Annotated in this window: 25 protein-coding genes; 18 read left to right on the top strand and 7 right to left on the bottom strand. The window is 63.7% G+C overall.

The window, feature by feature from the left end:
- Positions 1 to 53: 53 nt before the first annotated feature.
- From ppnN to IGS55_RS23215, 11 genes are all read left to right on the top strand, one after another.
- Positions 54 to 1,424, top strand: a complete 1,371-nt coding sequence (gene ppnN / locus IGS55_RS23265; protein ID WP_230517835.1) for a nucleotide 5'-monophosphate nucleosidase PpnN — start codon at positions 54 to 56, stop codon at positions 1,422 to 1,424.
- Between the two features lie 247 nt (positions 1,425 to 1,671).
- Positions 1,672 to 2,667: a LacI family DNA-binding transcriptional regulator gene (locus IGS55_RS23260; protein ID WP_230517836.1), complete on the top strand. Its 996-nt coding sequence runs from the start codon at positions 1,672 to 1,674 to the stop codon at positions 2,665 to 2,667.
- 212 nt (positions 2,668 to 2,879) lie between these two features.
- Complete coding sequence (locus tag IGS55_RS23255) at positions 2,880 to 3,686, top strand: transporter substrate-binding domain-containing protein (RefSeq protein WP_230517837.1); 807 nt, start codon at positions 2,880 to 2,882, stop codon at positions 3,684 to 3,686.
- A gap of 90 nt (positions 3,687 to 3,776) precedes the next feature.
- The gene (locus IGS55_RS23250; RefSeq protein WP_128142858.1) at positions 3,777 to 4,469 is read left to right on the top strand and encodes an amino acid ABC transporter permease; all 693 of its coding nucleotides are present in this window, start codon (positions 3,777 to 3,779) and stop codon (positions 4,467 to 4,469) included.
- A 1-nt stretch (position 4,470) separates the two neighbouring features.
- Positions 4,471 to 5,121, top strand: coding sequence for an amino acid ABC transporter permease (locus IGS55_RS23245; RefSeq protein WP_230517838.1), 651 nt, complete (start codon positions 4,471 to 4,473; stop codon positions 5,119 to 5,121).
- Complete coding sequence (locus IGS55_RS23240) at positions 5,108 to 5,842, top strand: amino acid ABC transporter ATP-binding protein (RefSeq protein WP_034755389.1); 735 nt, start codon at positions 5,108 to 5,110, stop codon at positions 5,840 to 5,842. Before IGS55_RS23245 ends, IGS55_RS23240 begins: the two co-directional genes overlap by 14 nt.
- Positions 5,839 to 6,585, top strand: coding sequence for a sugar phosphate isomerase/epimerase family protein (locus tag IGS55_RS23235; RefSeq protein ID WP_230517839.1), 747 nt, complete (start codon positions 5,839 to 5,841; stop codon positions 6,583 to 6,585). Before IGS55_RS23240 ends, IGS55_RS23235 begins: the two co-directional genes overlap by 4 nt.
- Positions 6,582 to 7,529 carry a sugar kinase gene (locus IGS55_RS23230; RefSeq protein ID WP_329958149.1) on the top strand — a complete coding sequence of 316 codons (948 nt, stop codon included), beginning with the start codon at positions 6,582 to 6,584 and terminating at the stop codon, positions 7,527 to 7,529. Before IGS55_RS23235 ends, IGS55_RS23230 begins: the two co-directional genes overlap by 4 nt.
- 20 nt (positions 7,530 to 7,549) lie before the next feature.
- Positions 7,550 to 8,509: a 2-hydroxyacid dehydrogenase gene (locus IGS55_RS23225; RefSeq protein WP_230517841.1), complete on the top strand. Its 960-nt coding sequence runs from the start codon at positions 7,550 to 7,552 to the stop codon at positions 8,507 to 8,509.
- A 35-nt stretch (positions 8,510 to 8,544) separates the two neighbouring features.
- Positions 8,545 to 9,567 carry a porin gene (locus IGS55_RS23220; protein ID WP_230517842.1) on the top strand — a complete coding sequence of 341 codons (1,023 nt, stop codon included), beginning with the start codon at positions 8,545 to 8,547 and terminating at the stop codon, positions 9,565 to 9,567.
- Between the two features lie 12 nt (positions 9,568 to 9,579).
- Positions 9,580 to 10,581: a Gfo/Idh/MocA family protein gene (locus tag IGS55_RS23215; protein WP_230517843.1), complete on the top strand. Its 1,002-nt coding sequence runs from the start codon at positions 9,580 to 9,582 to the stop codon at positions 10,579 to 10,581.
- A 68-nt stretch (positions 10,582 to 10,649) separates the two neighbouring features.
- On the opposite strand, the gene lysS is transcribed toward IGS55_RS23215, so the two are convergent.
- The 4 genes from lysS to IGS55_RS23195 form a co-directional block, all read right to left on the bottom strand.
- Positions 10,650 to 12,179 (bottom strand): lysine--tRNA ligase, encoded by a 1,530-nt coding sequence (gene lysS, locus IGS55_RS23210; RefSeq protein WP_046682996.1) that lies wholly within the window; start codon positions 12,177 to 12,179, stop codon positions 10,650 to 10,652.
- A gap of 18 nt (positions 12,180 to 12,197) precedes the next feature.
- Positions 12,198 to 12,893 carry an HAD family hydrolase gene (locus tag IGS55_RS23205; protein ID WP_230517845.1) on the bottom strand — a complete coding sequence of 232 codons (696 nt, stop codon included), beginning with the start codon at positions 12,891 to 12,893 and terminating at the stop codon, positions 12,198 to 12,200.
- A 2-nt stretch (positions 12,894 to 12,895) separates the two neighbouring features.
- Positions 12,896 to 14,000 (bottom strand): peptide chain release factor 2 gene (prfB, locus tag IGS55_RS23200; RefSeq protein WP_115057524.1). Its coding sequence is split into 2 segments (ribosomal slippage): positions 12,896 to 13,918 and positions 13,920 to 14,000, totalling 1,104 coding nucleotides; the frame shifts between segments, so codons are not numbered across the junction.
- A complete protein-coding gene (locus tag IGS55_RS23195; protein ID WP_230517917.1) occupies positions 13,917 to 14,111 on the bottom strand; it encodes a hypothetical protein in 195 nt (64 codons plus the stop codon). Before IGS55_RS23195 ends, prfB begins: the two co-directional genes overlap by 84 nt.
- 91 nt (positions 14,112 to 14,202) lie before the next feature.
- Here IGS55_RS23195 and IGS55_RS23190 point away from each other — a divergent pair, with 91 nt between their 5' ends.
- The 3 genes from IGS55_RS23190 to IGS55_RS23180 all read left to right on the top strand — a co-directional run bounded on the left by IGS55_RS23190 (position 14,203) and on the right by IGS55_RS23180 (position 19,977).
- Positions 14,203 to 16,233 carry a bifunctional 2',3'-cyclic-nucleotide 2'-phosphodiesterase/3'-nucleotidase gene (locus IGS55_RS23190; RefSeq protein WP_230517846.1) on the top strand — a complete coding sequence of 677 codons (2,031 nt, stop codon included), beginning with the start codon at positions 14,203 to 14,205 and terminating at the stop codon, positions 16,231 to 16,233.
- A complete protein-coding gene (locus IGS55_RS23185) occupies positions 16,230 to 16,718 on the top strand; it encodes a tetratricopeptide repeat protein (RefSeq protein WP_230517847.1) in 489 nt (162 codons plus the stop codon). The genes IGS55_RS23190 and IGS55_RS23185 overlap by 4 nt, the downstream gene beginning before the upstream one ends.
- Before the next feature lie 208 nt (positions 16,719 to 16,926).
- A complete protein-coding gene (locus tag IGS55_RS23180; protein WP_230517849.1) occupies positions 16,927 to 19,977 on the top strand; it encodes a heparinase II/III domain-containing protein in 3,051 nt (1,016 codons plus the stop codon).
- A gap of 21 nt (positions 19,978 to 19,998) precedes the next feature.
- On the opposite strand, the gene IGS55_RS23175 is transcribed toward IGS55_RS23180, so the two are convergent.
- The gene (locus tag IGS55_RS23175) at positions 19,999 to 20,424 is read right to left on the bottom strand and encodes a hypothetical protein (RefSeq protein WP_230517850.1); all 426 of its coding nucleotides are present in this window, start codon (positions 20,422 to 20,424) and stop codon (positions 19,999 to 20,001) included.
- Positions 20,425 to 20,448: 24 nt separating this feature from the next.
- Positions 20,449 to 21,357 (bottom strand): hypothetical protein, encoded by a 909-nt coding sequence (locus IGS55_RS23170; protein WP_230517852.1) that lies wholly within the window; start codon positions 21,355 to 21,357, stop codon positions 20,449 to 20,451.
- A 377-nt stretch (positions 21,358 to 21,734) separates the two neighbouring features.
- Here IGS55_RS23170 and IGS55_RS23165 point away from each other — a divergent pair, with 377 nt between their 5' ends.
- The 4 genes from IGS55_RS23165 to IGS55_RS23150 all read left to right on the top strand — a co-directional run bounded on the left by IGS55_RS23165 (position 21,735) and on the right by IGS55_RS23150 (position 26,552).
- Positions 21,735 to 22,892 (top strand): ABC transporter substrate-binding protein, encoded by a 1,158-nt coding sequence (locus IGS55_RS23165; RefSeq protein ID WP_152251978.1) that lies wholly within the window; start codon positions 21,735 to 21,737, stop codon positions 22,890 to 22,892.
- 85 nt (positions 22,893 to 22,977) lie between these two features.
- Complete coding sequence (locus tag IGS55_RS23160) at positions 22,978 to 23,868, top strand: branched-chain amino acid ABC transporter permease (RefSeq protein ID WP_010398938.1); 891 nt, start codon at positions 22,978 to 22,980, stop codon at positions 23,866 to 23,868.
- A 7-nt stretch (positions 23,869 to 23,875) separates the two neighbouring features.
- Complete coding sequence (locus IGS55_RS23155) at positions 23,876 to 25,819, top strand: branched-chain amino acid ABC transporter ATP-binding protein/permease (RefSeq protein ID WP_230517853.1); 1,944 nt, start codon at positions 23,876 to 23,878, stop codon at positions 25,817 to 25,819.
- Between the two features lie 10 nt (positions 25,820 to 25,829).
- On the top strand, positions 25,830 to 26,552 hold the full coding sequence (locus IGS55_RS23150; protein WP_230517854.1) for an ABC transporter ATP-binding protein: 723 nt from the start codon (positions 25,830 to 25,832) through the stop codon (positions 26,550 to 26,552).
- A gap of 72 nt (positions 26,553 to 26,624) precedes the next feature.
- On the opposite strand, the gene IGS55_RS23145 is transcribed toward IGS55_RS23150, so the two are convergent.
- Positions 26,625 to 26,945, bottom strand: a complete 321-nt coding sequence (locus tag IGS55_RS23145) for a DUF2288 domain-containing protein (RefSeq protein WP_070304968.1) — start codon at positions 26,943 to 26,945, stop codon at positions 26,625 to 26,627.
- Positions 26,946 to 26,967 lie beyond the last annotated feature (22 nt).

The following is a 26,967-nucleotide window of genomic DNA, read 5'->3' as shown; positions in this document are numbered from 1 at the left end:
TATTAAGGCTGCAAGACCTTCGAGCATCGATTTTTAAAGGGATTTTTCGCATTATGGAACACGACGTTATCGATACTCTGGTTTCACCGGAAGGCCGCCTGGACGTGCTCTCCAAGACTGAAGTCAACAAACTGCTCGACACCAGCCAGGGCGGCCTGTACAACACCTTCCGCCGCTGCGCGCTGGCGGTCTTGAATTGTGGCAGCACCATCGACGATGGCCGCGCCCTGCTGGAGCGCTACCAGTCGTTTGAAATCTCCATCATCCAGCGCGAGCGCGGCATCAAGCTCGACATCAAGGGCGCGCCGGCCATCGCCTTTGTCGACGGCAAGATGATCAAGGGCATCCACGAGCACCTGTTTGCCGTGCTGCGCGACATCATCTTCGTCAGCGATGAAGTCACGGGCAACCCGAAATTCGACTTGCAGAGCACGGAAGGCGTGACGGACGCCGTCTTCCATATCCTGCGCAACGCCAATGTACTGCAAACCCAGCTCAACCCGAACCTGGTCGTGTGCTGGGGCGGCCACTCGATCAACCGCGCCGAATACAATTATTCGAAGGAAGTGGGCTACCAGCTGGGCTTGCGCGGCCTCGACATCTGCACGGGCTGCGGCCCGGGCGCCATGAAAGGCCCCATGAAGGGCGCCACCATCGGCCACGCCAAGCAGCGTTTGCACAATGGCCGCTACCTGGGCATCACGGAGCCGGGCATCATCGCTGCCGAGTCGCCGAATCCCATCGTCAATGACCTCGTCATCATGCCGGACATCGAAAAACGCCTGGAAGCGTTCGTGCGCGCCGGCCACGGCATCGTGGTGTTCCCGGGCGGCGCGGGCACGGCCGAAGAGATTCTGTACATCCTCGGCATCCTGCTGCACCCGGACAATGCCGAGATTCCCTTCCCGCTGATCTTCACGGGACCGGAAACGTCGCGCGAATACTTCGTGCAAATCAACCAGTTCATCCACGACACCCTGGGCCCGGAAGCGCAGCAGCGCTACAAGATCATCATCGACGATCCGGAACTGGTGGCGCGCGAAATGCTCGAAGGCATACGCCAGGTGCGCGAATTCCGCAAGGCGCACAGCGACGCGTATTATTTCAATTGGCTGTTGAAGATCGACCACGAGTTCCAGAAACCGTTCCATCCCACGCATGAAAACATGCGCAACCTGAGCCTGCACAAGAACCAGCCCACGCACTTGCTGGCGGCCCAGTTGCGCCGCGCGTTTTCGGGCGTGGTGGCGGGCAACGTCAAGGATGACGGCATCCGTTCGATCGAAAAGTACGGCAACTTCGAGATCCACGGCGACAAATCCATCGCCGGCCCCATGGATGCGCTGCTCGCGTCGTTCGTGGCGCAGCACCGCATGAAACTGGCGGGCACGGCATACGTGCCGTGCTACACAGTGGTCCAGTAAACAGTCTTGAAACCACCGCGCCGCCCGCTCCCTGCGTTTGCCGGGGGCGGGCGGCGCTTTTCCATTGATGCCCCATCTTGTTCCTTCGCCGCCACAGGCAATCAAATCGCTTGCGTCATCGATTCGTGGGTGCTATCTTTGGAACCGGTTCCAAAATAAAAATATGCAGGTCAACAGGTAGTGGAGAACAAGCTTGGATTCAGTACGCGGCAGTAAAAAAACAGTTTCCGGCGAGCCGGCAAGGCCCGTGACCATCGCCCAGGTCGCGCGCGAGGCGGGCGTGTCGAAGACGAGCGTGTCGCGCTTTCTCGGCGGCGAACTCGATGCTCTGTCCGAGAACATCCGCCAGCAGATCACCAGCACCATCGCGCGCCTCGGCTACCAGCCGAACCAGATGGCGCGCGGCCTCAAGCGGGGCCGCACGCGCCTGATCGGCATGGTCGTGGCGGACATGCTCAATCCCTACACGGTGGCCGTGCTGCAAGGCGTGGAAGCGGCTTGCCAGCAACATGGCTATACCCTGATTCTGTGTAACACAGGCAATGACGAACAGCGCGAACGCCAGTCGCTTGCCGCGCTGCGCTCGTACAGCGTGGAAGGGCTGATCGTCAACACGCAGGGGCGCAATATCCAGTCGTCCGACTTGCAGCAGGCGGACATGCCCATCGTGCTGGTCGACCGCCGCATCGAAGGCGCTGATTTCGACCTGGTGGGCCTGGACAATGTGCAGGCGGGCCGACTGGCCACGGCGCATCTGATCGAGCAGGGTTTCGACGCCATCGCCTTCGTCGCGCCGCCCTTGACGGGCGTCAGTTCGCGCCTGATGCGCGCCGACGGTTTCCAGTCCGTGATGGCCGAGCATCCGGGCTGCGTGGGCGAAGTGCTGGCCGTGGACCTGGACGACCGGCCCGCTATCGACGCGCAGGTGCGTCTATGCCTGGCGCAATGGCGCGGCCGCCGCGTGGCGCTGCTGGCCTCGAACGGCATGGTGGCGCTGGAACTGGCGCTGATGCTGCAGCGCCTCGCATTGCGCATGCCGCAGGACGTGGGCTTGCTGGGCTTTGACGAATTGCCATGGTCGCCGCTGGCGGGCCTGAGCACGATCGAGCAGCAGACCTATGAAATCGGCTTTTCGGCGATGACGTGCATGCTGTCGCGCCTGCAGGGCGAGCAATGCCCGCCGCGCGAGGTGCTGTTGCCAGGCAAGCTGATTGTGCGCAACTCCACCCGGGGCGGCGACTGACGGGGGAAAGGGCCTTGCCCTTTTTTTTGGGAAGGTTATGGAACCGGTTTCATAGATGGTATTCAGCCAGGAAAGGGGCATGGATAGACTGGTTGGCAGGAGCTTGAAAATAAGTTGAAACGACACGGCAAGAGACGAAATAAATCGTCCATTTGACAATATTCCCGGAAGTGCCTCGACGAGGCCGGTACCGGGATCACAGGAGACTGAGCATGAAGATGACTACACTGTTTTACGCGAAATTCGTGGCCTGCGCGCTCGCGGCAACGTGCGCCCTCGGTGCGGCGGCCGACGCCGGCGCCCAGACGCTTGGCGACTTGATCAAGAAGGGCAAGCTGACCATCGGCGTGGTCAGCGGCACGCCGCCGTTTGGCAGCATCGACGCCAAGGGCGTGCCCGTCGGCTATGACGTCGATGTCGCCAACCTGATCGGCAAATACCTGAACCTGCCCGTGGAAATCGTCCCGTTGACGGCGCCGTCGCGCGTGCCGTCGCTGGAAGCGGGCAAGGTCGATTTTCTCGTGGCGACCCTGGCGCCCACGCCGGAACGGGCCAAGACCTTGATGTTCACCATGCCCTACAGCGCCTTCGAGCTGGCCATCGTCGCGCCGGTCGGCGGCAAATTCAAGGCCCTGGCCGACTTGAAGGGCAAGAAGGTGGGCGTGACGCGCGGCACCACGAATGACACGGCGCTGAGCCGCATGGCGCCGGCCGGCACCAGCATCGTGCGTTTCGAGGATGACGCCACCGTCACCCAGGCCTTGCTCAGCAAGCAGGTCGACGCCGTCTCGATCCCCAGCACGATGGCGCTCGACATCATCAAGACGCGCGGCGCCGGCAAGATCGAGGTCCGCTTCTCCTACTCGCTGCAGCCGAACTCGATGGCCGTGCGCCGCGGCGACTTCGAGCTGCACCAGTGGCTCAACAACTTCATCTACTACGTCAAGCTGAACGGCGAACTCGACGCCATCGCGCGCAAGTGGAGCGGCGCGCCGCTGCCGGCGCTGCCGACTTTCTGATACCGCCACCCGCACAGCGATAGTGCTCGTCCGCACGGCGCGCCGCCACGGTGGCGCGGCCGGGGACGCGCACGTAGAAAGGAGTTGAGTATGCCGTATGAATTTCATTTCGAACTCGTCATGCAATCGCTGGACCGCCTGTTGTGGGGCGCGGCGCTGACGATACGCCTGAGCGCCCTGTCCATGGTGCTGGGGCTGGCGGTGGGCGTGTGCGCCGCCGTCATCCTGAAGAACGGTCCCGCCTATGCCCGCGCGGTGGTGCGCGCCTATGTCGAGATCATCCGCAGCACGCCGTTCCTGGTGCAGCTGTTCATCATCTACTTCGGCTTGCCGTCGCTGGGCTTGCAGCTCGACGCGAACGGCGCCGCGCTCGTCGCCATGACGGTCAACCTGGGCGCCTACGCGGCCGAGATCGTGCGGGCCGGCATCGGCGCCGTGCATCCGTCGCAGCTGGAAGCGGCGCAGGCGCTGGGCATGACGCGCTGGCAGGTAATGCGCCACGTGGTATTGCTGCCGGCGCTGGAAAAAGTGTATCCGGCGCTGGCCAGCCAGTTCACCTTGATGATGCTCGCTTCGAGCGTCGTGTCGGCCATTTCCGCCGAAGAGCTGACTGCCGCCGCCCATTTACTTGACTCCGAAACCTTCCGCAGCTTCGAGATCTACATCGTCGTGATGGTGCTGTACATCGTGCTGGCCCTGCTGTTCCGCTTCAGTTTCTGGGTACTGGGCCAGATCGTCTTCAAACGCCGCCGCCGTCTGGGCGCGGTGCGCATGGGAGCATGACATGATCAGTGACTTTTCCTGGGATAACCTGCAATTCCTGCTCGAGGCCACGCGCTGGACCATCGGCCTGTCGCTGATCGTCTTCATCACGGGCGGCATCGCCGGCTTCGCGGTGGCGCTGCTGCGCACGGCGCGCAGCCCGTTCCTGCGTTTCATCAGCGCCCTGTATATCCAGCTGATCCAGGGCACGCCCGTGCTGATCGTGCTGTTTTTGACCTATTACGGCCTGGCCCTGTTCGGCTACAAGCTGTCGCCGGTCATCGCGGCCGGCGCGGCGATGACGATCTTTGCCAGCGCCTACCTGGGCGAGATCTGGCGCGGCTGCATCGAAGGCGTGCAGCGGCAGCAGTGGGAAGCGTCGGCCGCGCTGGCGCTGAACCGCTACCAGCAGCTGCGCTACGTCATCCTGCCGCAGGCGCTGCGCCATTCGCTGCCGCCGACCGTGGGCTTCATGGTGCAGATCATCAAGAACACTTCGATCACCTCGATCATCGGCGTGGTGGAACTGACGCGGGCAGGGCAACTGGTCAGCAATGCGACCTTCCTGCCGTTCATCGTCTTCCCCATCGTCGCCCTGATCTACTTCGCGATGTGCTATCCGCTGTCGCGCTACAGCCATTCACTGGAAAGGAAATTCCATGCCCATCGTTGAAATCGACAATATCAGCAAGAGCTTCGGCGCCAACCACGTGCTCAAGGGCGTGTCGTTCGCCGTCGAGCGGGGGCAGGTGATCGCCGTGATCGGCCGCAGCGGCTCCGGCAAGAGCACCATGCTGCGCTGTATCAACGGCCTGGAAACCATCGACAGCGGCAGCATCGTCGTGGCCGGCCATACGCTGACGGCGCGCCAGGAACACCTGCTCGACTTGCGCAAGGACGTCGGCATGGTCTTCCAGAGCTACAACCTGTTCCCGCATCTGACCGTGGAAGAAAACGTCATGCTGGCGCCGCGCATCGTCAAGAAAGTACCCGATGCCCAGGGCCGCGCCACGGCGCTGCGCGTGCTCAAGCAGGTGGGCCTGGACCACAAGCGCGAAGCCTATCCCGAGCAGCTGTCGGGCGGCCAGCAGCAGCGCGTGGCGATCGCCCGGTCGCTGGCGATGGAGCCGCAAGTGATGCTGTTCGACGAAGTGACGTCGGCGCTCGACCCGGAACTGACGCAGGAAGTGCTGAAAGTGATGGAAGAGCTGGCGCAGGCCGGCATGACGATGCTCTTGGTGACGCACGAGATGGAGTTCGCGCGGCGCATGGCCGACGTCACCGTCTTCATGCACCAGGGATTGGTGTGGGAAAGCGGACCGTCGGAAGCGTTTTTCAGCAATCCGCAAACGCCCGAAGCGCGCCAGTTCGTCGGCGCGGGAGCGATCAAGTGAGCCCCGTCCTGGTGGCGGCGTCGGCCTACGGCGCAAGCAGGGTAAGGCAGCTGGGGCAAAGCCATTTCATCGACGTGGTGGCCGATGCGGGCGGCGCCGGCATCGAGATCCGCCGCGAACTGTTCACGTCCGACTTGCCGGACCTGGCGCGCATGGGCGCGGCGGTGGCCGCGCGCGGCCTGTACTCGGTGTATTCCACGCCCATCGAATTATGGGACGCGGACGGGCTGCTGCGGCACGAACTGCTGCAACAGATGCTGGACGAGGCGGCGCGCCTGGGGGCGCGCTACCTGAAGGTGTCGCTGGGCCATTACCCGGCCGCGCCGGACCTGCAAGTATTGAAAGCCCAGCTGGCGGGCGCGCCCGTGGCGCTGCTGGTGGAAAACGACCAGACGGCCCACGGCGGCAAGCTGGCGACGATCGCGCGCTTCCTGGCGGCGGCGCGCGACATCGGGCTGCCCGTGGGGCTGACCTTCGATATCGGCAACTGGCGCTGGGTGGGCGAGGATGCGCAGCAGGCGGCGCGCCTGCTGGCGCCGTACGTGCGCTATGTGCATTGCAAGGCGGTTTTTGACGACGGGGGCCGCTTGTCCGCCTGCGCCGTCTCCGAGGCCGATCCGGCCTGGCGCGCCGTCTTCGCGCACTTTGCGCCGGGCGTGCAGCGGGCCATCGAATTCCCGCTCGAAGGCGCCGACCTGGTGGCCGAAACGGGCCGCTACATTCAAATTCTGGAGGCTGCATGATGAAGCTTGACGTTGTTACTTACGGCGAGGCGATGGCGATGTTCGTTGCCGAGCAAATGGGCGACCTGGCGACCGTGGCGCACTTTACGCGCCGCCTGGCCGGCGCCGAGACGAATGTCGCCATCGGCCTGGCGCGCCTGGGTTTGAAAGTCGGCTGGCTGAGCCGCGTGGGCGACGACTCGTTCGGCCGCTTCATCCGCGCCAGCGTGCAGGCCGAGGGCGTTGATTGCAGCCGCGTCGTCGCCGTCGCCGGCCAGTCCAGCGGTTTCCTGCTCAAGGAGAAGGCCGAGAACGGCGCCGATCCGCTGGTCGAATACTTCCGCAAGGGTTCCGCCGCCAGCCGGCTGGCGCCCGAACACTTCGACCCCGCCTATTTCCTGTCCGCGCGCCACTTGCACGCCACGGGCGTGGCCGCGGCGCTGTCCGAGACCAGCCTGGCGTTCGCCGGCCAGGCGCTCGATTTCATGCGCGCCAACGGCCGCACCGTGTCGTTCGACCCGAACCTGCGGCCCTCGCTGTGGCCGTCGCAAGCCGTCATGGTCGAACAGATCAACCGCCTCGCCGCCAAGGCGGACTGGGTGCTGCCCGGCCTGGGCGAGGGAAAAATCCTCACCGGCCACGATTTGCCGCACGACGTCGCCGGCTTTTATCTGCGGCAGGGCGCGCGCCTGGTGGTCATCAAGCTGGGCGCCGAGGGCGCCTATTACCGCACGGCCGACGGCGACAGCGGCATGGTGCCGGGCGAGCGCGTGGTCAACGTGGTCGACACGGTGGGCGCCGGCGACGGCTTCGCGGCCGGCCTGGTCAGCGCCTTGCTGGAAGGCTTGCCGCTGGCGCAGGCGGTAGGGCGCGGCAACCGGGTCGGCGCCTTCGCCATCCAGGTGGCCGGCGACATGGAAGGCTTGCCGACCCGGGCCCAGCTCGACGCGCTGGTCCCATCTTGAACCGTACAGGGGAAACACTCGTGAAAAAACATGTGGTTGTGTATAAAAAGCTGGCCGAGCCGCTGCTGGCGCGCTTGCGCGCCGAATGCGACGTGACGTACTTCGAGGCGATCGATGCGGACAACCGCGCCGCGTTCGCCGCCGCCATCCGCGGCGCGCATGGCTTGCTGGGCGCCAGCGTGCGCCTGGACCGCGAACTGCTGGACCCGGCCTTTGATCTGCGCATCATTTCCACCATTTCCGTTGGCGTCGACCAGTTCGACGTCGACTACCTGCGCGAACGGGGCATCCTGCTGGCCAATACGCCGGACGTGCTGACGGAAACGACGGCCGACACGATCTTCGCGCTGATCCTCGCCAGCGCGCGGCGCGTCGTCGAACTGGCTGAATTCGTCAAGGCCGGACGCTGGACGCGCAGCGTGGGCGACAGCCAGTACGGCGTCAACGTGCACGGCAAGACCATCGGCATGCTGGGCATGGGCCGCATCGGCCGCGCCGTCGCCCGCCGCGCCGCGCTGGGCTTCGGCATGCAGGTGCTGTACGTGAACGGCGAAGCGGTGCCCGAAGTGGAGGCGGCGCTGGGCGCGCGCCAGGTGGCGCTCGACGAGCTGCTGGCCGGCTCCGATTTCGTCTGCGTGGTGCTGCCGCTGACGGCGCAGACGGAAGGCATGATGGGCCGGCGCGAGTTCGCGCTGATGCGCCCCGGCGCCATCTTCATCAACGGTTCGCGCGGTCGCATCGTCGACGAGGCGGCGCTGATCGAGGCGCTGCGGCAGGGCGCCATCCACGGCGCCGGTCTCGACGTGTTCGAGCGCGAACCGCTGGCGCCGGACAATCCGCTGCCGCACATGGCCAACGTGGTGGCGCTGCCGCACATCGGCTCTGCCACGCACGAAACGCGCTACGCCATGGCGCAGCAGGCCGTGGACAACCTGCTGGCCGGCTTGCGCGGCGAGCGTCCGCGCCACCTGGTCGGCTAAGAACAGTATCGATAAAAAGACAGACAGGGAAAGACATGAAGAACAAGGTAGCAAGGGCAATGATCATCGGTGCCGGGGCCTGCGGCGGCCTGTGCTCGGCGCAGTCGAACGTGGCCATGTACGGCATCGCGGACCTGGGCGTGGTGTCCGAGAACGGCGGCCCCGGGGGCCGGGTGCTCAAGCTGACGAGCGGCATCGCCAACGGCTCGCGGCTCGGTTTCAAGGGCAGCGAAGACCTGGGCGGCGGCACGACGGCGATATTTACGTTTGATGCGGGCATCCTGGCCGACACGGGCGCATCGGCCCAGGGCGGCCTGCTGTTCGGACGCCAGGCCTTCGTCGGCCTGGCCGGCGCGGCGGGCACCTTGCGGCTGGGTCGCCAGTACACGTTCATCGATAGCAGCCTGGGAGCGCTGGACCCGTTTTACCTGGGTTTTGCGGGCAGGATCAGCAATGTCTTCACGGCCGGCTACATCAGCCGCGTCGACAACAGCCTCACCTACAGCTCGCCCGTGCGCGGCGGCCTTTCCGGCGAACTGGCATACGGCTTCGGCGAAGTGCCGGGCGATGCCTCGGCCAGGCGCTACATGGGTGCGGCGGCCACCTATGCCAGCGGGCCGCTGTACGTGCGCATGGCGCACCAGGACGCCAATACCCTGTCAAGCGCGCTGGTGGCGGGCAGGGCGCGCAACACGGTGCTGGGCGCCACCTGGGACTTCGGCGTCGTCAAGGCGCATGGCGCCGTTGCCGTCAGCAAGAGCACGGCGGGCGCCGCCACCACGGTCGACAGCGCGGACCTGATGCTGGGCGCCACCGTGCCTGTCGGGCCGCACAGAGTCCTGTTCTCGTACGTGCGGCGCGACGACCGGCGTGCCGCCAACGGCGACGCTTCCCAGATCGGCATCGGCTACACCTACGCGCTGTCGAAGCGCAGTACCTTGTACGCGGCCTACGCGCATATCGACAACCGCAACGGCGCCGCCTACGTGGTGGGCAACGCCACCGACAACGGTACCGGCAACCAGGCCTGGAACCTCGGCCTGCGCCACACTTTTTAACGGGAGAATCGAATGAAGAAAACCGGATGGATTTTGGTCGGCGCGAGCACCGTGGCGCGCGAATGGATGGTCGACGCGATCCGCCAGCAGGGCGACGCCGAGGTGCTGGCCGTGGTCAGCCGCGATGCCGCGCGCGGCGCCGCTTTTGCCGGGAAGTTCGGCATCGCCGCCAGCTACACGGACCTCGATGCGGCGCTCGCGCATCCGGGAACGGATGCCGTGTACATCAGCACCACCAATGAGTTGCACATGGCGCAGACCTTGCAGGCGGCGCGCGCCGGCAAGCACGTGCTGTGCGAAAAGCCGCTGGCGCTGAACCTGGACGACGCCCGCCGCATGGTCGACGGCTGCGCCGAAGCGGGCGTGGTGCTGGGGATTAACCACCACCTGCGCAACGCGGCCAGCCACGGCAAGGTGCGCGAGCTGATACGCGCCGGCGAGATCGGCCAGCCCCTGTATGGCCGCGTGCTGCACGCGAACAACCTGCCGCAGCACCTGCGCGGCTGGCGCCTGGATGCGCCGGAGTCGGGCGGCGTCACGCTCGACATGTTCGTGCACGATGTCGATACCCTGCGCTTTCTGCTGGACTCGGAGCCGCGCCACGTCACCGCCTGCGCCACCAGCGGCGGCATGACGGTGGCCGGGCTGGAAGAGGGCCTGATGGCCGTCATCGAGTTCGACAACGGCGCCTTGGTGCAGGTGCACGACGCGTTCAACGCGCCGCATTCGCTGTCCGGCGTGGAAATCATCGGCACGAAGGGCACCATCTTCGCCACCGGCGTGATGACGCAGCGCCCCGTCGGCAGCATCAGCCTGACGCGCGACGGCGGCAGCATCGACATCCCCGTCGAGCATGAAAACCTGTACGTGCGCTCGGTGCGTGCCTTCCAGCGCGCCATGCGCGGCGAAGGGCAGCCGGCCGCCACCGGTGACGACGGCATGCGCGCGCTGGCCACGGCGCTGGCGGCGCAGCAGGCCAGCCGCAGCCACCAGCGCGTGACCGTGGCCGGCTGACGGCCTCGGACGTAAAAAAGCCGCCTGATCGCAAAATCAGGCGGCTTTTTATCGGCTTGCGTCCGTGATTATTCTTCGCGGCGCAGGTGAGGGAACAGCAGGACGTCGCGGATGTTCGGCGAATCCGTGATGATCATCATCAGGCGGTCGATGCCGATGCCGCAGCCGCCGGCTGGCGGCATGCCGTACTCGAGCGCGCGGATGTAGTCGGCGTCGTAGAACATCGCCTCTTCATCGCCGGCGTCCTTGGCGGCGACTTGCGCCAGGAAGCGGGCCGACTGGTCTTCCGCGTCGTTCAACTCGGAGAAGCCGTTGGCGATCTCGCGGCCCACCATGAACAATTCAAAACGTTCGGTGATGCCGGCCACCGTGTCGGAAGCGCGCGCCAGTGGCGACACTTCTACGGGATAGTCGATGATGTAGGTCGGTTCCCACAGCTGCGCTTCCGCCGTCTCTTCGAACAGCGCCAGTTGCAGCGCGCCCAGGCCGGCCGTGGCGAACGGCTTGACGCCGAATTTCTTCAGCTCTTCCTTGATGAAGTCCGCATCGTTCAACTGCTCCGGCGTGTAGCCCGGCGCGTACTTGTTGATCGCTTCGACGATGGTCAGGCGGTGGAACGGTTTTGCCAGGTCCAGCTCGCGGCCGCCGTAGGTCAGGGTGGCGGTGCCGTGCGCGTCGATGGCGGCCTGGCGGATGACGGCTTCCGTGAAATCCATCAGCCATTTGTAGTCGGTGTAGGCCGCGTAGAATTCCATCATCGTGAATTCAGGGTTGTGACGGATCGACACGCCTTCGTTGCGGAAGTTGCGGTTGATCTCGAACACGCGGTCGAAGCCGCCCACGACCAGGCGCTTCAGGTACAGCTCGGGCGCGATGCGCAGGAACATCTGCATGTCCAGCGCATTGTGGTGCGTGATGAACGGCTTGGCCGCCGCGCCGCCAGGGATCGTGTGCAGCATCGGCGTTTCCACTTCCATGAACTCGTTCTTTTCCATGAAGCGGCGGATCGACGAGATGGCGGCGGTACGCGCCTTGAAGGTGCGGCGCGTCTCTTCGTTCATGATCAGGTCGACGTAGCGCTGGCGGTACTTCGTTTCCTGGTCGGCCAGGCCGTGGAATTTGTCCGGCAGCGGGCGCAGCGATTTGGTGATCAGACGCAGTTCCGTGACCTTGATGGTCAGTTCGTCCGTCTTGGTCTTGAACAAGGTGCCTTGCACGCCCAGGATATCGCCCAGGTCATAGTGGTGCAGGGCGGCCATGGCCGCTTCGCCGGTCAGGTCCAAGGTGGCGTAGATCTGGATGCGGCCGTCGGCCTTCGGGCCGGAAGCGTCTTGCAGGGTGGCGAAAGCGGCTTTCTTGCCCGCTTCGCGCTTGAGCATCATGCGGCCTGCCAGCACCACGGTGACAGGTTCGGCTTCCAGCTCTTCGCGCGTCTTGCCGCCGTATTGCGCGTGCAGATCGGCCGCCTTGTGCTCGGGGCGGAAATCATTCGGGAAGGCGACGCCTTGTTCGCGCAGTGCGGCCAGCTTGACGCGGCGCTCGGCGATGATCTTGTTTTCATCGGGTGCGGCGGCTTGTTCTTGGATATCCGTAGTCATGGTGTTCTTCGTTGGTGATTATTGATGATGTGGTGCCAGCGCTGGCGCCACGCTGGCAAACAGTGCGTCGACGTCGAGCGAGGAGAAATCCGGCACGATGGCAATGACGTTGTCGAAGGCGGCAAATGCCTCGGCCGGCAGGGTGGTGGTGAGTGCCACGACGCGCATGCCGGCACGGCGCGCCGCTTCCACGCCCAGGGGCGCGTCTTCAAAGACGATGCAGTTGTGCGGCAGCGCGCCGGCCAGCAGCGCGCCTTTCAGGAAAACGTCCGGGTGCGGCTTGCCCCGTTCCACGTCGGCGGCGCCGACGATGGCGTCGAAGCGGTGGCGCAGGTCCAGGCCGTCGAGCGTGAACGCGATATTCTCGTCTGGCGCGGCCGTGCCCACCACCAGCCCCACGCCATGCTGGCGCGCGCTGGCGATCAGCCGGTCGAAGCCAAGCACCGTGGCCAGGTGCGGGCCATACAGTTCGCGGTAGACGACTTCCTTTTCAGCCAGCAGGGTGACGTGGTCGGCATCCTCGCCCAGGTACTTGGCGATGATTTCATGTCCCTGCCGTCCCGCCGTGTCGCGGAAAAAGGCATCCGCGTCCAGCGCATGGCCGTGGCGTTCAAAGAACGCCAGCCACGACGTCGTGTGGAAGGCCATGTTGTCGACGATCGTGCCATCCATGTCGAACAGGAAGGCGCGCTGCGCTGGAGCGGACGTATTCATCCTTATACGCCTTGCTTGAGCGAAGCGGAGATGAAGTCGTCGATGTCGCCATCGAGCACGCCCTTGGTATTGCCCGTCTCGAAACCGGTGCGCAAGTCCTTGATGCGGGACTGGTCCAGCACGTAGGAGCGGATCTGGTGACCCCAGCCCACGTCCGTCTTCGAGTCTTCCAGCTTTTGCTGTTCGCTCATGCGCTTGCGCAGTTCATGCTCGTACAGCTTCGCTTTCAGCATTTCCATCGCTTCGGCGCGGTTGCGGTGCTGCGAACGGTCGTTCTGGCACTGCACCACGATGCCGGTTGGCGCGTGGGTCATGCGGACGGCGGAGTCGGTTTTGTTGATGTGCTGACCGCCGGCGCCCGACGCGCGGTAGGTATCGACGCGGATGTCGGCCGGGTTGACGTCGATCTCGATCGAATCGTCGACTTCCGGATACACGAACAGCGACGTAAACGAGGTGTGGCGGCCGTTGGCCGAGTCGAATGGCGACTTGCGCACCAGGCGGTGCACGCCCGTTTCCGTGCGCAGGAAGCCGTAGGCGTGATCGCCCTCGACCTTCAGGGTGGCCGTCTTGATGCCGGCGACCTCGCCGTCGGACTGCTCGAGGATTTCGACCTTGAAGCCCTTGCGTTCGCAATAGCGCAGGTACTGGCGCAGCAGCATCGAAGCCCAGTCCTGGGCTTCCGTGCCGCCGGCGCCGGCCTGGATGTCGATGAAGCAGTTGTTCGGGTCCATCGGATTGTTGAACATCCGGCGGAATTCCATGCTTTCGATGACCTTACGGATTTCCTGCACGTCCTGCTCGATCGCTTCGAGCGTGTCGTCGTCGCCTTCTTCGCGGGCCATGTCGAACAGGTCGCGGGTGTCGCGCAGGTCGGCATCGGCCTTGGCCAGGGTGAATACGATGGCTTCCAGCGCCTTCTTCTCTTTACCGAGGTCCTGGGCGCGCTTGGGATCGTTCCAGACGGTTGGATCTTCCAGTTCTTCGTTGACTTGCTCTAGTTTCTCCGACTTGACAGTGAAGTCAAAGATACCTCCGAAGTTCGGCTTCGCGGACCGTCAGGTCGTTGAGCAGGGCGGAGATGATATTGATGCGTTCGGCTTCCATAATGTTCTGGTCTTCTATGGTGAAATCAAACCCTGAATTATACGCGAGCGCGGCGCGTTTCTGATGCCGAGGGCGCCGAATCGATGCCGGACAGGGCAATAAAATCATCATTTCGCTGTATTTGCGACAATATTTTTGCCTTGATAGGGGCTGCCGTGCTGCGTATGATGCTGGCGATATTGTCTTTCCACAGGAATACATCATGCTTCAACTTCCCCGTCTCGCCCTGTTACCGTTGCTGCTGGCCGGCTGCGGCGCCTTGCCGCCCACCGCCACCGGCCCGGTCCAGCCATCGGCCGCGCCGGCCGGCAGCAGCGCCACCCTGGCCCTGCTCGAGACGACGGACTTGCACGCGAATGTGCTCAGTTATGATTACTACAAGCTGCAGGCGGAGCCGTCGATCGGCCTGGAACGCACGGCGGCCCTGATCGCCCAGGCGCGCGCGCAGTTCCCGAACAACCTTTTGCTCGACAACGGCGACACCATCCAGGGCACGGCCCTGGCCGACTACCAGGCCCTCGTCAAACCGCTGGCCTGCGACCAGACCCTGGCCATCTACAAGGCCATGAATCTGCTGAAGGTGGACGGCGGCGGCATCGGCAACCATGAATTCAACTACGGCCTGGCGTTCCTGAGCCAGGTGACGGGCAACCGCTTCGACGTCGACAGTGTCGACGCCAGCAAACCGCGCTGCGCCGGCCCCACGTTCCCGCAAGTGCTGGCCAACGTCTACAGCGTCAAGACGGGTAAACCCCTGTTTGCGCCATACCACATCATCGACAAGCAAATCACGGCCACCGGCCCCGATGGCAATCCCGTGACGAGCAGCGTGAAGGTCGGCATCATCAGTTTCGCGCCGCCCACCATCATGGCCTGGGACAAGCGCTGGCTCGAAGGCCGCGTCTACACGCAGGGCGTGCGCGAGACGGCGGAAAAATTCATCCCCGAGATGCGCGCCAAGGGCGCCGAACTGGTGGTGGCGATCTCGCACGGCGGCCTCGATGACAGCCCGTATTCGCCGACCATGGAAAACGGTAATTACTACCTGTCGCAAGTGCCGGGCGTGGACGCCATGCTGATCGGCCATTCGCATCAGCTGTTCCCGAACGCGGCCAGCACGGTGCCGCAGTTTAATTTGCCCGGCGTCGACAAGGCCCGTGGCCTGGTGAACGGCGTGCCCACCGTGATGGCCAATCTGTGGGGCAAGCACCTGGGCGTGATCGGCCTGCGCCTGCTCCACGACGGCAAGCGGTGGGTGGTTGACAAGAGCGCCACGACGGTGGAAGCGCGCGGCATCCAGAACGCGGACAAGAGTTACGTCCAGCCCGATCCTGCCATCGCCACATTGGTGGCCGAGGAACATGCGGCGACGATTGCCTACGTGCAGACGCCCGTGGGCGCGACGGACTTCCGCATGTCGACGTATTTCGCCGACGTGGGCGACGTGAGCGCCATCGAGGTGGTGAACCAGGCGCAGGCGGGCTATCTGGCCGCGTATGTGAAGGCGAACCTGCCGCAGTACGCGCACTTGCCCGTGCTGTCGATGTCGTCGCCGTTCAAGAGCGGCTCGGCCGGCGTGTCCGACTACACGGACGTCAAGGCGGGCAATGTGGCGCTCAATAACGCGGCCGACCTGTACTTGTATCCGAACGCGCTGTACGGCGTGAAGATGAATGGCGCGGACCTGAAAGCCTGGCTGGAACAGTCGGCGCGGCGCTTCAATACCATCGATCCGCACAAGCTGGAGCCGCAGGAACTGGTCAACACGGCCCACCCGAGCTACAACTTCGACGCGATCACGAGCGCCGACGTGCGCTACCAGATCGACGTTACGCAAAAGCCCGGCCAGCGCATCAAGGTGCTGAGCTACAAGGGCAAGCCGGTGGATTCCAGCCAGGAATTTTTGATCGCGACGAATAACTACCGCGCCAGCGGCGGTGGCAACTTCCCTGGCCTCGACGGCAGCAAGACGGTGGTGGCCTCGCCCGACAACAACCGCGAACTGCTGATCGCCTACGTCACGCAGCAGAAAAACCTGACACGCGCGAAAAACGGTTCGGCGCGCAGCTGGCGCTTCGCCAGGGTGGCCACGAAAGGCCCGGTGGTCTTCCATTCGGCGCCGAACGTGATCGACCTGGCGCAAGCGGCCGGCATCGACAACGTCGCGCAGCTGAAGGCTGACGACGGCGCGGGCAAGGGCTTTGCGCTGTACCAGGTGGATCTGTCGAAATGAAGCTATGGTTGTTTGCCATCGCCTTGGCCGGAACGCCGCTGGCATCGGCAGGGCCGGACGTCACGGCCCGGGCCAAGGTTCTGATGCGCGCAGGAGAAGCGGCCCAGCCGCAGGCGCGCGCCCTTTTTGAACAGGCTGCGGGGCAGGGCAGCGGTCCTGCCGCATACTACCTGGGCCTGATGCACAAGAACGGCATGGGCGGCCCGCAAGACGGCGCCGCCGCGCTGCGCTGGCTGGAACTGGCGGCGCAGCGCGGCGTGGCGCCGGCCATGTTCATCGTGGCGAACATGCTGCTCGATAGCGACGAAGCCAGGGCGCGTTACTGGCTCGACGCCGCCTGCGACCTCGAATACCCGGAAGCGCTGCAGCAGAAATCCGCGGCCCTGGCCGAAGGGCAGATGGGTTATGCGCACAACGAGGAGCAATCGTTCCTGTACTTGAAGATGGCCACGCACGCGATGGGGCACCGGGCTGGCGAGCCCTGAGAGCGCCGCCGGCTATCCGTGTTTGTCATTTGACGGTACTTATTGGCTTTTTTATAAAATTATGTGGCACTATTTGCCATATGGTTTTTTTATTAACTGGATGATTCCGGGAGCCCGAGTGCAAAGTCAAATGATTCGCCAACAGAAAACAATGTTCAAGCAGCGCCGAAGCGTTTTGCCGTCCTTGCCCAGGAAAATGGCGCATGCCATGCTGGGTGCTTTTTGCCTGCTTGCCACTTCCGCGATGGCGCAATTGCCCGCGCCCATCAAGCAGGGCCATCCGCGGCTATTCGTCAATCAGGCCAGTTTCGATGTGCTGAAACCGCAGTTGCCGACTCTGCCTGCCGCATTTCCCGCCGCAGGCGGCAGCATCAGCCTGGAGCTGTTCGCCAGGCGCAAGGATCCACTCGATAGCGGCAACCAGGCGATTTTTGGCGAATTCAACCCGAGCCGCAATGGCTTTTTCATTCGCCACGTTGATTCCTACGATAGCCCGGCCGGTGCGGTCGGGGAAAGCATCGGTTTCCAGGTCGGCTTCCAGGTCAATGGACTGGCCCAGTATCTGTCTGTCGCCAGGATCGATTTAAAAGCCGATGTCTGGTCGACCATCCAATTGTCATGGAATAGCCAGACCCATAAAATTGATTTGAAAGTCAATGGTGTTGTCGTGTCCACTGGCTGGAGAACGGTCGATGGCACGGGTGCCACGCCGCCAATGGAATGGCAGGCGGATGGGCAGACAAGCAGGATAGGCATGCGGCGCAATGAAACCATGCGCAATTTCCGCTTGCTCGATGCCGGTGGCCAGCAATTGTGGCAGGCCCCTGCGATGGATGCTTCGCTCAACAAGGCCTGGTACGGCTTCCTGGAGCGTGTCAATGGTCGGGTGGCCACGCTTCAGGCTTGCCCGCTGCTTCCCCCTTCCGGCGGCGGGCCGGAGCTGTGCAACGTGGCCACCGGTAGCCGCGGCACGATTTATGAAACTGCGCAGATGCTGGCCATGGCGTACCGCCTGACAGGCAATGCGAAGTATCTGGATGGCGCCCTGAATTACCTCGACAAGCTGCTGGTGACGGCCCCCGTTGCCGGCGGCGAGTGGTCGATGGGCGGGCGGGTGGGCGCGATGGGCATCCTGTACGACTGGCTGTTTGCCGAGACGGGCACCCGCGCCGTTCCCGATGCCGTGGGCTTTGGCAGCTACCGCGACCTGATGGCGCAGAAAATCAAGGAAACGATCGCCGCCGATACGGGCAAGGGGCACGAGAATCTGTTTGTCTCGATGTGCGGCTATCAGCAGCTGTATATCACCAGTACCAGTTTTGATTGCAAGAAAAAGCCCGTGTATGAACAGTGGGACCGCAGTGAATCGAAGCCTTCCATCGCCAATTTCTATATCAGCGGGCACCCGTTTAGCGCCGTCAATAATGTCACCGTTGGCTTGCTGGCCATCGCTGACGAGCATCCTGAAGTGTTGCCGATGATCGAAACGTCATATGCGCACTACGAAAAAGGCTTTCTTGCGGCGCGCGCCCTTATTTCAGCCGATGGCGGCCACCATATGGGCTTTGCCTATGGCGTATCGAGCATCCCCGAGCGCCTGCTCCTGTGGCGCAGCGCGCTGGAAAATACGGGGACGGCCCCGTTGCTGCAGGCCGACTGGCAAGCCAGGCTGATTTATCCGTATATCTACGGCTTGCGCCATGACGGCAGCTTTCCCGCCAGCGGCGATAATTTCACGACACCGCTCGGCAGCACGTTAATAGGACAGCTGGCGCTTGGCGCGGTCACGGATACGGCCGATGGCGTGGCCGGGAAGTTTTATCGCGAACATGTCGTGGCGTCGCGCAGCTCGCACGATGCCTTGATACTGGAGCGGCTGTTGTGGCCCGTTGCACTGCCTGCGGCGCCGCTGGAATCGCTGGAATTGTCGCGCCATTTCAGGACGTCGGGCCAGGTGCTGATGCGCGATACCTGGGACTATGCGAATGCCACTTTGCTGGAATTCAAATCGACGTCCTTTATCGCGGAAAATCACCAGCACTTCGACCAGAACAGTTTCTCGCTCAATTACAAGGCTCCGCTGCTGCTCGACACCGGCTTGTATGAAGAATATGGCAGCAGCCACTGGTGGAATTACTACACGCGCAGCATTGCCCATAATACGCTGCTGATATTCGACAAGAACGAGCGTTTTACGCGAGGTGACAGGGAATTCAGCAATGACGGCGGCCAATGGTTCTATGCGCCGAGACAGGGCTACCCGACGATAGAGGAAATCAGCCCTGCGGGACCGAATGCGCTCGACGGCATCGTCCGCTACGAAAATACGCCGCAGTACACCTACACCAGCGGCAACGCAAGCAAGGCCTATGCCTCGAGCAAGCTTGATATGGCCAACGGTTTTGTGCGCAATGTGCTGTTCCTGCGCTCGCCATCGTTCTGGGGCAAGCCGGTCACGGTCGTCTTTGACAGCGTGCGCAGCAAGCAGGCCTTGCCGGCCACCTTCCTGCTGCACACGGCAAATGATCCCGTCTCCGGCGCGCCAGGGACGACGGCGCTGGGCAATGGCCAGTATCAGTTCGGTTACAGCGCAGGCCAGGAGCGCATCGTCACCATCCGCAATGGCGGCGGCATGCTGACGGCGCAGACGATCCTGCCGCTCGATGCCAGCGTGCGCAAGGTGGGGGGCGGGCAGGAGGGCGGGAGCGGCTGCGCGCAGACCAATCTCGGCACGGGCGAGGTTGCCGCTAATGGCGCCGATTGCCGTTTCACCGTGCGCCGGCGCCAGGCCGATGGCAGTTACCTGTGGCGCAATCAGACGCCGCTGGTCAGCACGCAGCAATCCCTGACCAGCGATGTCGGTGCCTGGCGCCTGGAAGTGGCGGCTCCCGTGGCGCCTGCGCTGAACGCGCCCGAGTACTTCCTGCACGTGCTGGCCGTTGCCGACAATGATGGCGGCACGGGGCCAGCCGCCGCGCCGAGCGCGACGCGCCTGTCAGCGGCGGCCAACACGGAGGCGCTGCTGCTGGGTGGGCAGTTGCACACCTTGTTCAACCGCGAAGTGGCTCCCGCTGCCCGCCTGGACTGGGTTTCTCCCCTGGCCAGCGGCGCCATCCTGGCGACAGGACTGAAACCGGGCGTGCATTATGCGTTGACGTCCGCGCCGGCGGCCGGCGGCTACGCCTGGAGCCTGGCCGAGGCGGCAGAGGGGGCAGCGACGTATCTGAGTTCGGACCAGGGCGTACTTAGCATAGAGTAACTGCCGCACAGGCCGGCGGACTCAGACAGTCTGTCCGGCCGGCGCGTCCTTCTTCGGCTTGGCCCGCAGGCTGGCTGCCGCCTCGCCGATGGCGTACGGGTCGCGCGACAGGATGGCTGCGCCCAGGTCGACCAGCCTGGCCGCCGCACCGATGGCGGCTTTCACGTCGGCGATGCGCTTGAGCTGCAGCTTGCCCTTGGCGATGGCGCCCTCGATATCGCCGCGCGCCTGTTCCGCGCCTTCGGCCGTCAGATAAATGCCATACGCGCGAAACAGGGACACCATCTGGTCCAGGTGGTCTTCATATTGCTCCAGCAGCGCGCGCTCGTCCGGCGCCAGCGCCTCGCGTTCGCGGATGCGCAATTCCAGCACCAGACTCGATGCCTGCGCCAGACTGTCGGCGATGGCGTAGCTTTGGTCTTTTGTCAGTTCGGTCAGTTGGGCCATGGGATACTCCTGTGTGTGCGCCGCTTACCAGCGGGCGGGGCCATAGAAAACAGCCTGTTTTTGCAGCGTCTCGACCTGGCGTGAAAACTGCGCCAGCTGCTGTTCCAGTTCGGGCGCCTGCAGGCGGTCGAGATTGGCGCGCAGCGCGGCCACGCTCGCTTGCAGCGCGTCGACGGCGGCAACGTACGCGGCGACGATCTTTTCCCTTTCCTGCAATTGCCGGCCTTCCAGGTGCAAGCGGGTGCGGATGTAGTTGGCGGCCAGCGGCTCGCGCGGCGCGGCCTTGTCGACGGCGCCACGCAGCAGGTCCAGGTCGCGCAACTCATCCTGCAAGCCGGCGCGGTAGCTGCGCTGCGCATACTCCTTGAGCGCATTGCTGACGATGTCGACGGCTTCCTGCTCGTCGAGCAATTCGCGCAAGGCGGATTTCTGCAGGCGCTGCGTGGCGAGGCGGCTCAGGTGTTCGCTCAATTTGACGACTTTCGACAGCTTGCCCGCATCGAGCAGGGGCGCGCCGCCACCCGGCTGCGCCAGGCCGCCCAGGGCATCGCCGAGTCCGGCAAACTCTTCCTTGTAGACAGGCAGCTTGTCATCGGCCAGCGCCGCCAGGGTACCGGCATAGCGCAGCAGGAGGTCGTTCAGGCTGGCGATCGAGGCGCTGGCTTGCGCGATCGCGGCGCAATCGGCGCGCGCCGCCTGTTCGCTCGCTTGCGCATCGAAACGCTCGGCCAGGATCAGGCGCTTGCGCATGGCTTTGTCCATGCAGCTGTGGACGCCGCCCGCCAGCATGGGTTCGAAATGGAGCGACATCCTTTGCGTCTGTTCGGCAAACGTGCGCACGGGCGCCAGGTTGGTGGCGCAGCCGCCCAGCAGCAGGCTGGCGATGGCGCCAAGTAGCAGGGGAGAAATGGACGAGTTCGAAGGGCGCTGCATATCGCCTCCATGCGGTGGGAGTGGCTGATCGGACCTGCGCGTACGCGCTGGCAAGGGCGACGTTAGCATGCTGGACAGTGCCAGTATTGCGCCAGATCAGCGTCCTGATGAATCGCCGAGCTCGCCTTTTGCCTGTCGCGTTTTGCCACAGCAGTGTTGCCCGATGGCGCGAGGTGCGCCAATTTGCGTCATATTTTCCTTACAAAAGGCTGACATCGGGCCAGCAATTGGCGCTTTTCTGCATGTTGCGACGCGTCATATGTAGTTGTTGCTGGGGCATGTTTACTCACCTACAATGATTTATCGATGGGGCGGTTATCCAGCGTACGACAATAAAAATAAGTGGCATTAAAAACGTTGTAACAGAGGAGATGACAATGAATTTGAAACAGAAATTGCTCGTGGCAAGTTTGGTTTTGGGTTTCTCGCAGGCGGCGGTCGCAGCCGACCCCATCAAGATCGGCGTGTCAGGTCCGTTCACCGGCGGTTCCGCGCCGATGGGCGTGTCGATGCGCGACGGCGTCAAGCTGGCCGTCGCGGAAATCAATGCCAAGGGTGGCGTACTGGGCCGTTCCTTGCTGCTGATCGAGCGCGATGACGAAGCGAAGAACGAACGCGGCGTGCAGATCGCCCAGGAGCTGATCAACAAGGAAAAGGTCGCCGCCACCGTCGGCTACATCAACACGGGCGTGGCCCTGGCCTCGCAGCGCTTCTATCAGGAAGCGAAAATTCCCGTCATGAACAATGTGGCGACGGGTTCCATCGTCACCAAGCAATTCGCCGACCAGCCGGAAAACTACATCTTCCGCAATGCGGCCAATGACACCATCCAGTCCGGCATGATCGTGCATGAGGCGATCGAGAACCGCAAGTTCAAGAAAGTGGCGATCCTGGCCGACTCCACCAACTACGGCCAGCTGGGCCGCGAAGACCTGGAAAAGGCGCTCGACAAGAAGGGCATCAAGCCCGTTGTCGTGGAAAAATACAACATCAAGGACGTCGACATGACGGCCCAGTTGCTGAAAGCCAAGCAGGCGGGCGCGGAAGTCGTGCTGACCTACGGCATCGGCCCGGAACTGGCGCAGATCGCCAACGGCATGGAAAAACTGGGCTGGAAAGTGCCGCTGATCGGCAGCTGGACCTTGGCCATGGGTAACTTCATCGACAACGCGGGCAAGAACGGCAATGGCACGCGCATGCCGCAAACCTTCATCCAGGATGCCAGCACGCCGAAGCGCAAGGCCTTCATCGACGCCTACGTGGCCGCCTACAAGCCATCGGGCGGACGCATGCCATCGGCCGTCTCGGCCGCGCAAGGCTACGATTCCATCTACCTGCTGGCCGCCGCCTTCAAGCAGGCGGGCGGCACGGACGGCCCGAAAGTGCGCGCCGCGCTGGAAAACCTGAATGAAAAAGTGGAAGGCGCCGTCACCACCTACAACAAACCATTCAGCAAGACCAACCATGAAGCGATCACGGCCGAGCTGACAGTCTTCGGTGAAGTCAAGGACGGCAAAGTCGTCCTCGCGAAATAAGCCTGGCGGACATTCGCCGCGCAGTGGCCAGCCTTGAGGAATCAGGACTGGCCATTTTTTCATCGTTCGTCTTCCGGGGAATACCATGGAAATCTTCCTGCAGCTCGTCTTCAGCGGCATCGCGCTGGGCATGATCTATGCCGTCATCGCCTTCGGCTACCAGCTGACCTTTGCCACTTCCGGCACCCTCAATTTCGGCCAGGGCGAATCCCTGATGCTGGGCGCGCTCGTGGGCCTTTCCCTGGTGGGCACCATCCACGGCGGCCCGTACATGAGCTATCTGTTGATGATCCCCATCGTCATCGTCTTCGGCGCCTTGCAGGGTGTGTTCGTCGAATGGATAGGCGTGCGGCCCGCCATCAAGATCAAGTCCGAATTCGGCTGGATCATGTCGACCATCGCGCTGGCCATCATTTTCAAGAACGTGGCGGAAAACATCTGGGGCAAGGATGACCTGATGTTCCCGTCGCCGCTGTCGGCCGCGCCGTTCCAGGTGTTTGGCGCCAACGTGCAGCAGATGCAGGTGGCCGTCATCGTCGGCGCGCTGGCCATCATGCTGGCCGTCGAAGTATTCAACCGCAAATCGATCTACGGCAAGGCCGTGGTGGCGACAGCCAACGACCGCGACGCGGCCGGCCTGATGGGTATCAACACGGGCATGGTCATCACGTTTTCCTACGCGCTGTCGTCGGCCACGGCCGCCTTTGCGGGCGTGCTGGTGGCGCCGCTGACCTTGACGGGAGCCACCATGGGCGCGTCGCTGGGCTTGAAAGCGTTTGCCGTGGCCATCATCGGCGGCCTGACGTCGGGCGTGGGCGCCATCGTCGGCGGGCTGATCCTGGGCATCGCGGAAACGACCACCGGCTACTACATCTCCACCGGCTACAAGGAAGTGCCTGGCCTGCTGCTGTTGCTGCTGGTGCTGGCCGTCAAGCCGTCCGGCCTGTTCGGCAAAGCCGCGATCAAGAAAGTCTGAGGACGACATGAACAAGAAAATCACCATGCTGGCGCTGAGCGCGGCGGGACTGGCCGCGCTCGCACTGTTCCCCATCGTCATCCCGAACCCGTATTACATCCACCTGGCCGAGACCATCCTGATCTACGCCATCCTGCTGTTCGGCCTCGATATCGTCGTCGGCTACACGGGACAGGTGTCGCTGGGCCACGCGGGCCTGTTCGGCATCGGCTCCTACGTCACGGGCGTGCTGGTGTTCAAGCTGGGCGTGTCGTTCTGGCTGGCCATCCCCGCCAGCATCCTGGGCGCGGCCGTGTTTGGCGCCATCCTGGCCTTGCCGGCCCTGCGCGTGACGGGACCGTACCTGGCGATGGTGACCCTGGCTTTCGGCACCATCGTGCAAATCCTGATCAATGAAATGAGCTTCCTGACGGAAGGGCCGATGGGCATCAAGATCCACAAGCCCGTCCTGTTCGGCCACAAATTGACGGAAGTGGAGTACTACTACATGGTCGCCGCGCTGCTGGTGATCTCGCTGGTGGTGGTGCACCGCATCTTGAAATCGAATCTGGGCCGCGCGTTCGAAGCCTTGCGCGACAGCCCCATCGCCTCGGATTGCATGGGCGTGTCCGTGTACCGCTACAAGGTGTACGCCTTCGTCATCAGCGCCGGTTTCGCGGGCCTGGCCGGCAGCCTGTATGCGTATTCGGAAGAGTATATTTCGCCCAATACCTACAACTTCGAGCTGACGATATTGTTTCTGCTGGCCGTCATCATGGGCGGACGCAAGACCCGTTCGGGCGCGCTGATCGGCGCCCTGATCGTCGTCATGCTGCCCAGTCTCTTGTCGGACATCGAATTGTTCCGCAAGATCGCCGTCGGCGCCGCCGTGCTGGGCGTGATCGGTTCCGCCTTCATGCTGGCGAAAAAGCGCTCCACCGTGCGCGGCGTGATCGTGCCCCTGGTGGCCACCATCGGCCTGGCCGCGTTTTCCTACAAACTGGAAAACATGGTCGACTGGCGTTTGACCATCTTCGGTTTGATGACCCTGTTCGTCGTGTACTACCTGCAGGACGGCATCGTCGGCTTCTTGATGAGCTTTATCGGCAAGGGCCGGCGCCATGTGCAAGCCGTCGCTTCCCATGGTGTGGCGCCGTTCGACCACGCCCAAGGCGGGCAGCAGGGCGCGACCCTGCTGCGCGTGGACCAGGCCCTGATGCAGTTCGGCGGCCTGAAAGCGCTGAACCAGGTGGACCTGAACGTCACGCAAGGTTCCGTGCACGGCTTGATCGGACCGAACGGCTCGGGCAAGAGCACGATGATGAACGTGCTGACGGGGATCTACAAGCCGACGGCGGGCAAGGTGGAATTTGCCGGCGCCGTGATCTCCGGCCGCACGCCATCCGAGATCGCGCTGGGCGGCGTGGCGCGCACCTTCCAGAACGTGCAGCTGTTCGGCGAGATGACGGCCACCGAGAACGTGCTGGTGGGCCTGCACAACACCTTCAAGTCGAACGTGCTGGACGTGATGCTGCATACGCCGCGCTACAAGCGCGAAGAGACGGCCGCGCGCGAACGGGCCGCCAGCATCCTCGAGTTCGTGGGCCTGGCCGACCTGGCCAACGAAGAGGCGCGCAATCTGCCGTATGGCAAGCAGCGGCTGCTGGAAATCGGCCGTGCGCTGGGTCTCAACCCGCGTTTGCTGCTGCTCGATGAACCGGCGGCCGGCTTGACGGCGCCCGACATCAAGGAGCTGATGGCCATCATCCGCAAGATCCGCGAGCACGGCATCACCATCATCCTGATCGAGCACCACATGGACGTGGTGATGGCGCTGTCGGACGTGGTGACGGTGCTGGACTTCGGCCAGAAGATCGCCGAAGGCGCACCCGCGCTTGTCCAGAGCGACCCGAAAGTGATCGAAGCCTACCTGGGCGGCAGCGCCGAAACCCTGGCGCCAGCGGCGCATTGAGAGGAAGACCATGCTGACCATTCATAATCTGCACGCCGCCTACGGCAAAGTCGAAGTCCTGCACGGTATTTCGCTCGACGTCCCGAAGGGCAAGCTGGTGACGCTGATCGGCTCGAACGGGGCCGGCAAGACCACCACCATGCGCGCCATTTCCGGCATGCTGAAACCGAAGTCCGGCACCGTCACCCTGGGCGGCAAGGACGTCACGGGCCTCGATTCGCACAAGATCGCGCGCGCGGGCCTGGCCCATTCGCCGGAAGGCAGGAGGGTGTTCGCCTCGATGTCGGTGACGGACAACCTGCTGCTGGGCGCGTTCCCCCGCTTCACGCGCTCGCGCCCGAAAGGCGACATCAAGCGCGACCTGGACAAGGCCCTGGAGCTGTTCCCCCGTCTGAAGGAGCGGCGCGAGCAGCTGGCCGGCACGCTTTCGGGCGGCGAGCAGCAGATGCTGGCGATGGCCCGCGCCGTGATGCTGAACCCGGAAGTGATACTGCTGGACGAGCCGTCGATGGGCCTGGCGCCGATTCTGGTGGAAGAAGTGTTCCGCATCATCACGCGCCTGAAGGGCGAAGGCGTGACCATGCTGCTGGTCGAGCAATTCGCCGCCGCCGCCCTGAACGTGGCCGATTACGGCTATGTGCTGGAAAACGGCAGCATCTCCGTGCATGGGCCGGCCGAGAGTCTGAAAACCGATCCGAAGGTGATCGCGGCGTATCTGGGGGGAGGGCACTGATGATGGCCTGACAATGCGCTTGCTGCGCATTGTCAAACCTGCCGCGCTGCGCCTGCTGTTCGGGCGCAGCCTTTAGTGCTTCGTCGGTTTTTCCTGCTGCACCAGGATGAACGGGCTGACGACGACGGCCCACAGGGCCGCGTCGGCCGCCTGCCAGTCCAGCGCCTGCTGGTCGGAGACTTTGGCCACTTTGCCGTCGGCCATCCATTGCGTGATGGTGGCCTTGTCGTCGTGCGAGATGCGCACGGCCACTTCGACCAGGTCCAGCTCGTTGGCGACCCAGACGACATTGCCTTGGGCGAAGTGCTTTTCCAGCTCGCTCCAGGCCAGGCGGGCCGTTTCGCTGTTTACTTTGAGGCGCAGTTCGGTGTCTTTTTCAGGATTGGTTTGCATGTGAGATCAGGTTGCGGTGAGT

The organism is Janthinobacterium sp. EB271-G4-3-2 (assembly GCF_020858035.1).
Lineage (GTDB): Bacteria > Pseudomonadota > Gammaproteobacteria > Burkholderiales > Burkholderiaceae_D > Janthinobacterium > Janthinobacterium aestuarii.
Note: the sequence above shows the minus strand (reverse complement) of the source record. Positions and strands in the feature narration are given on the sequence as shown.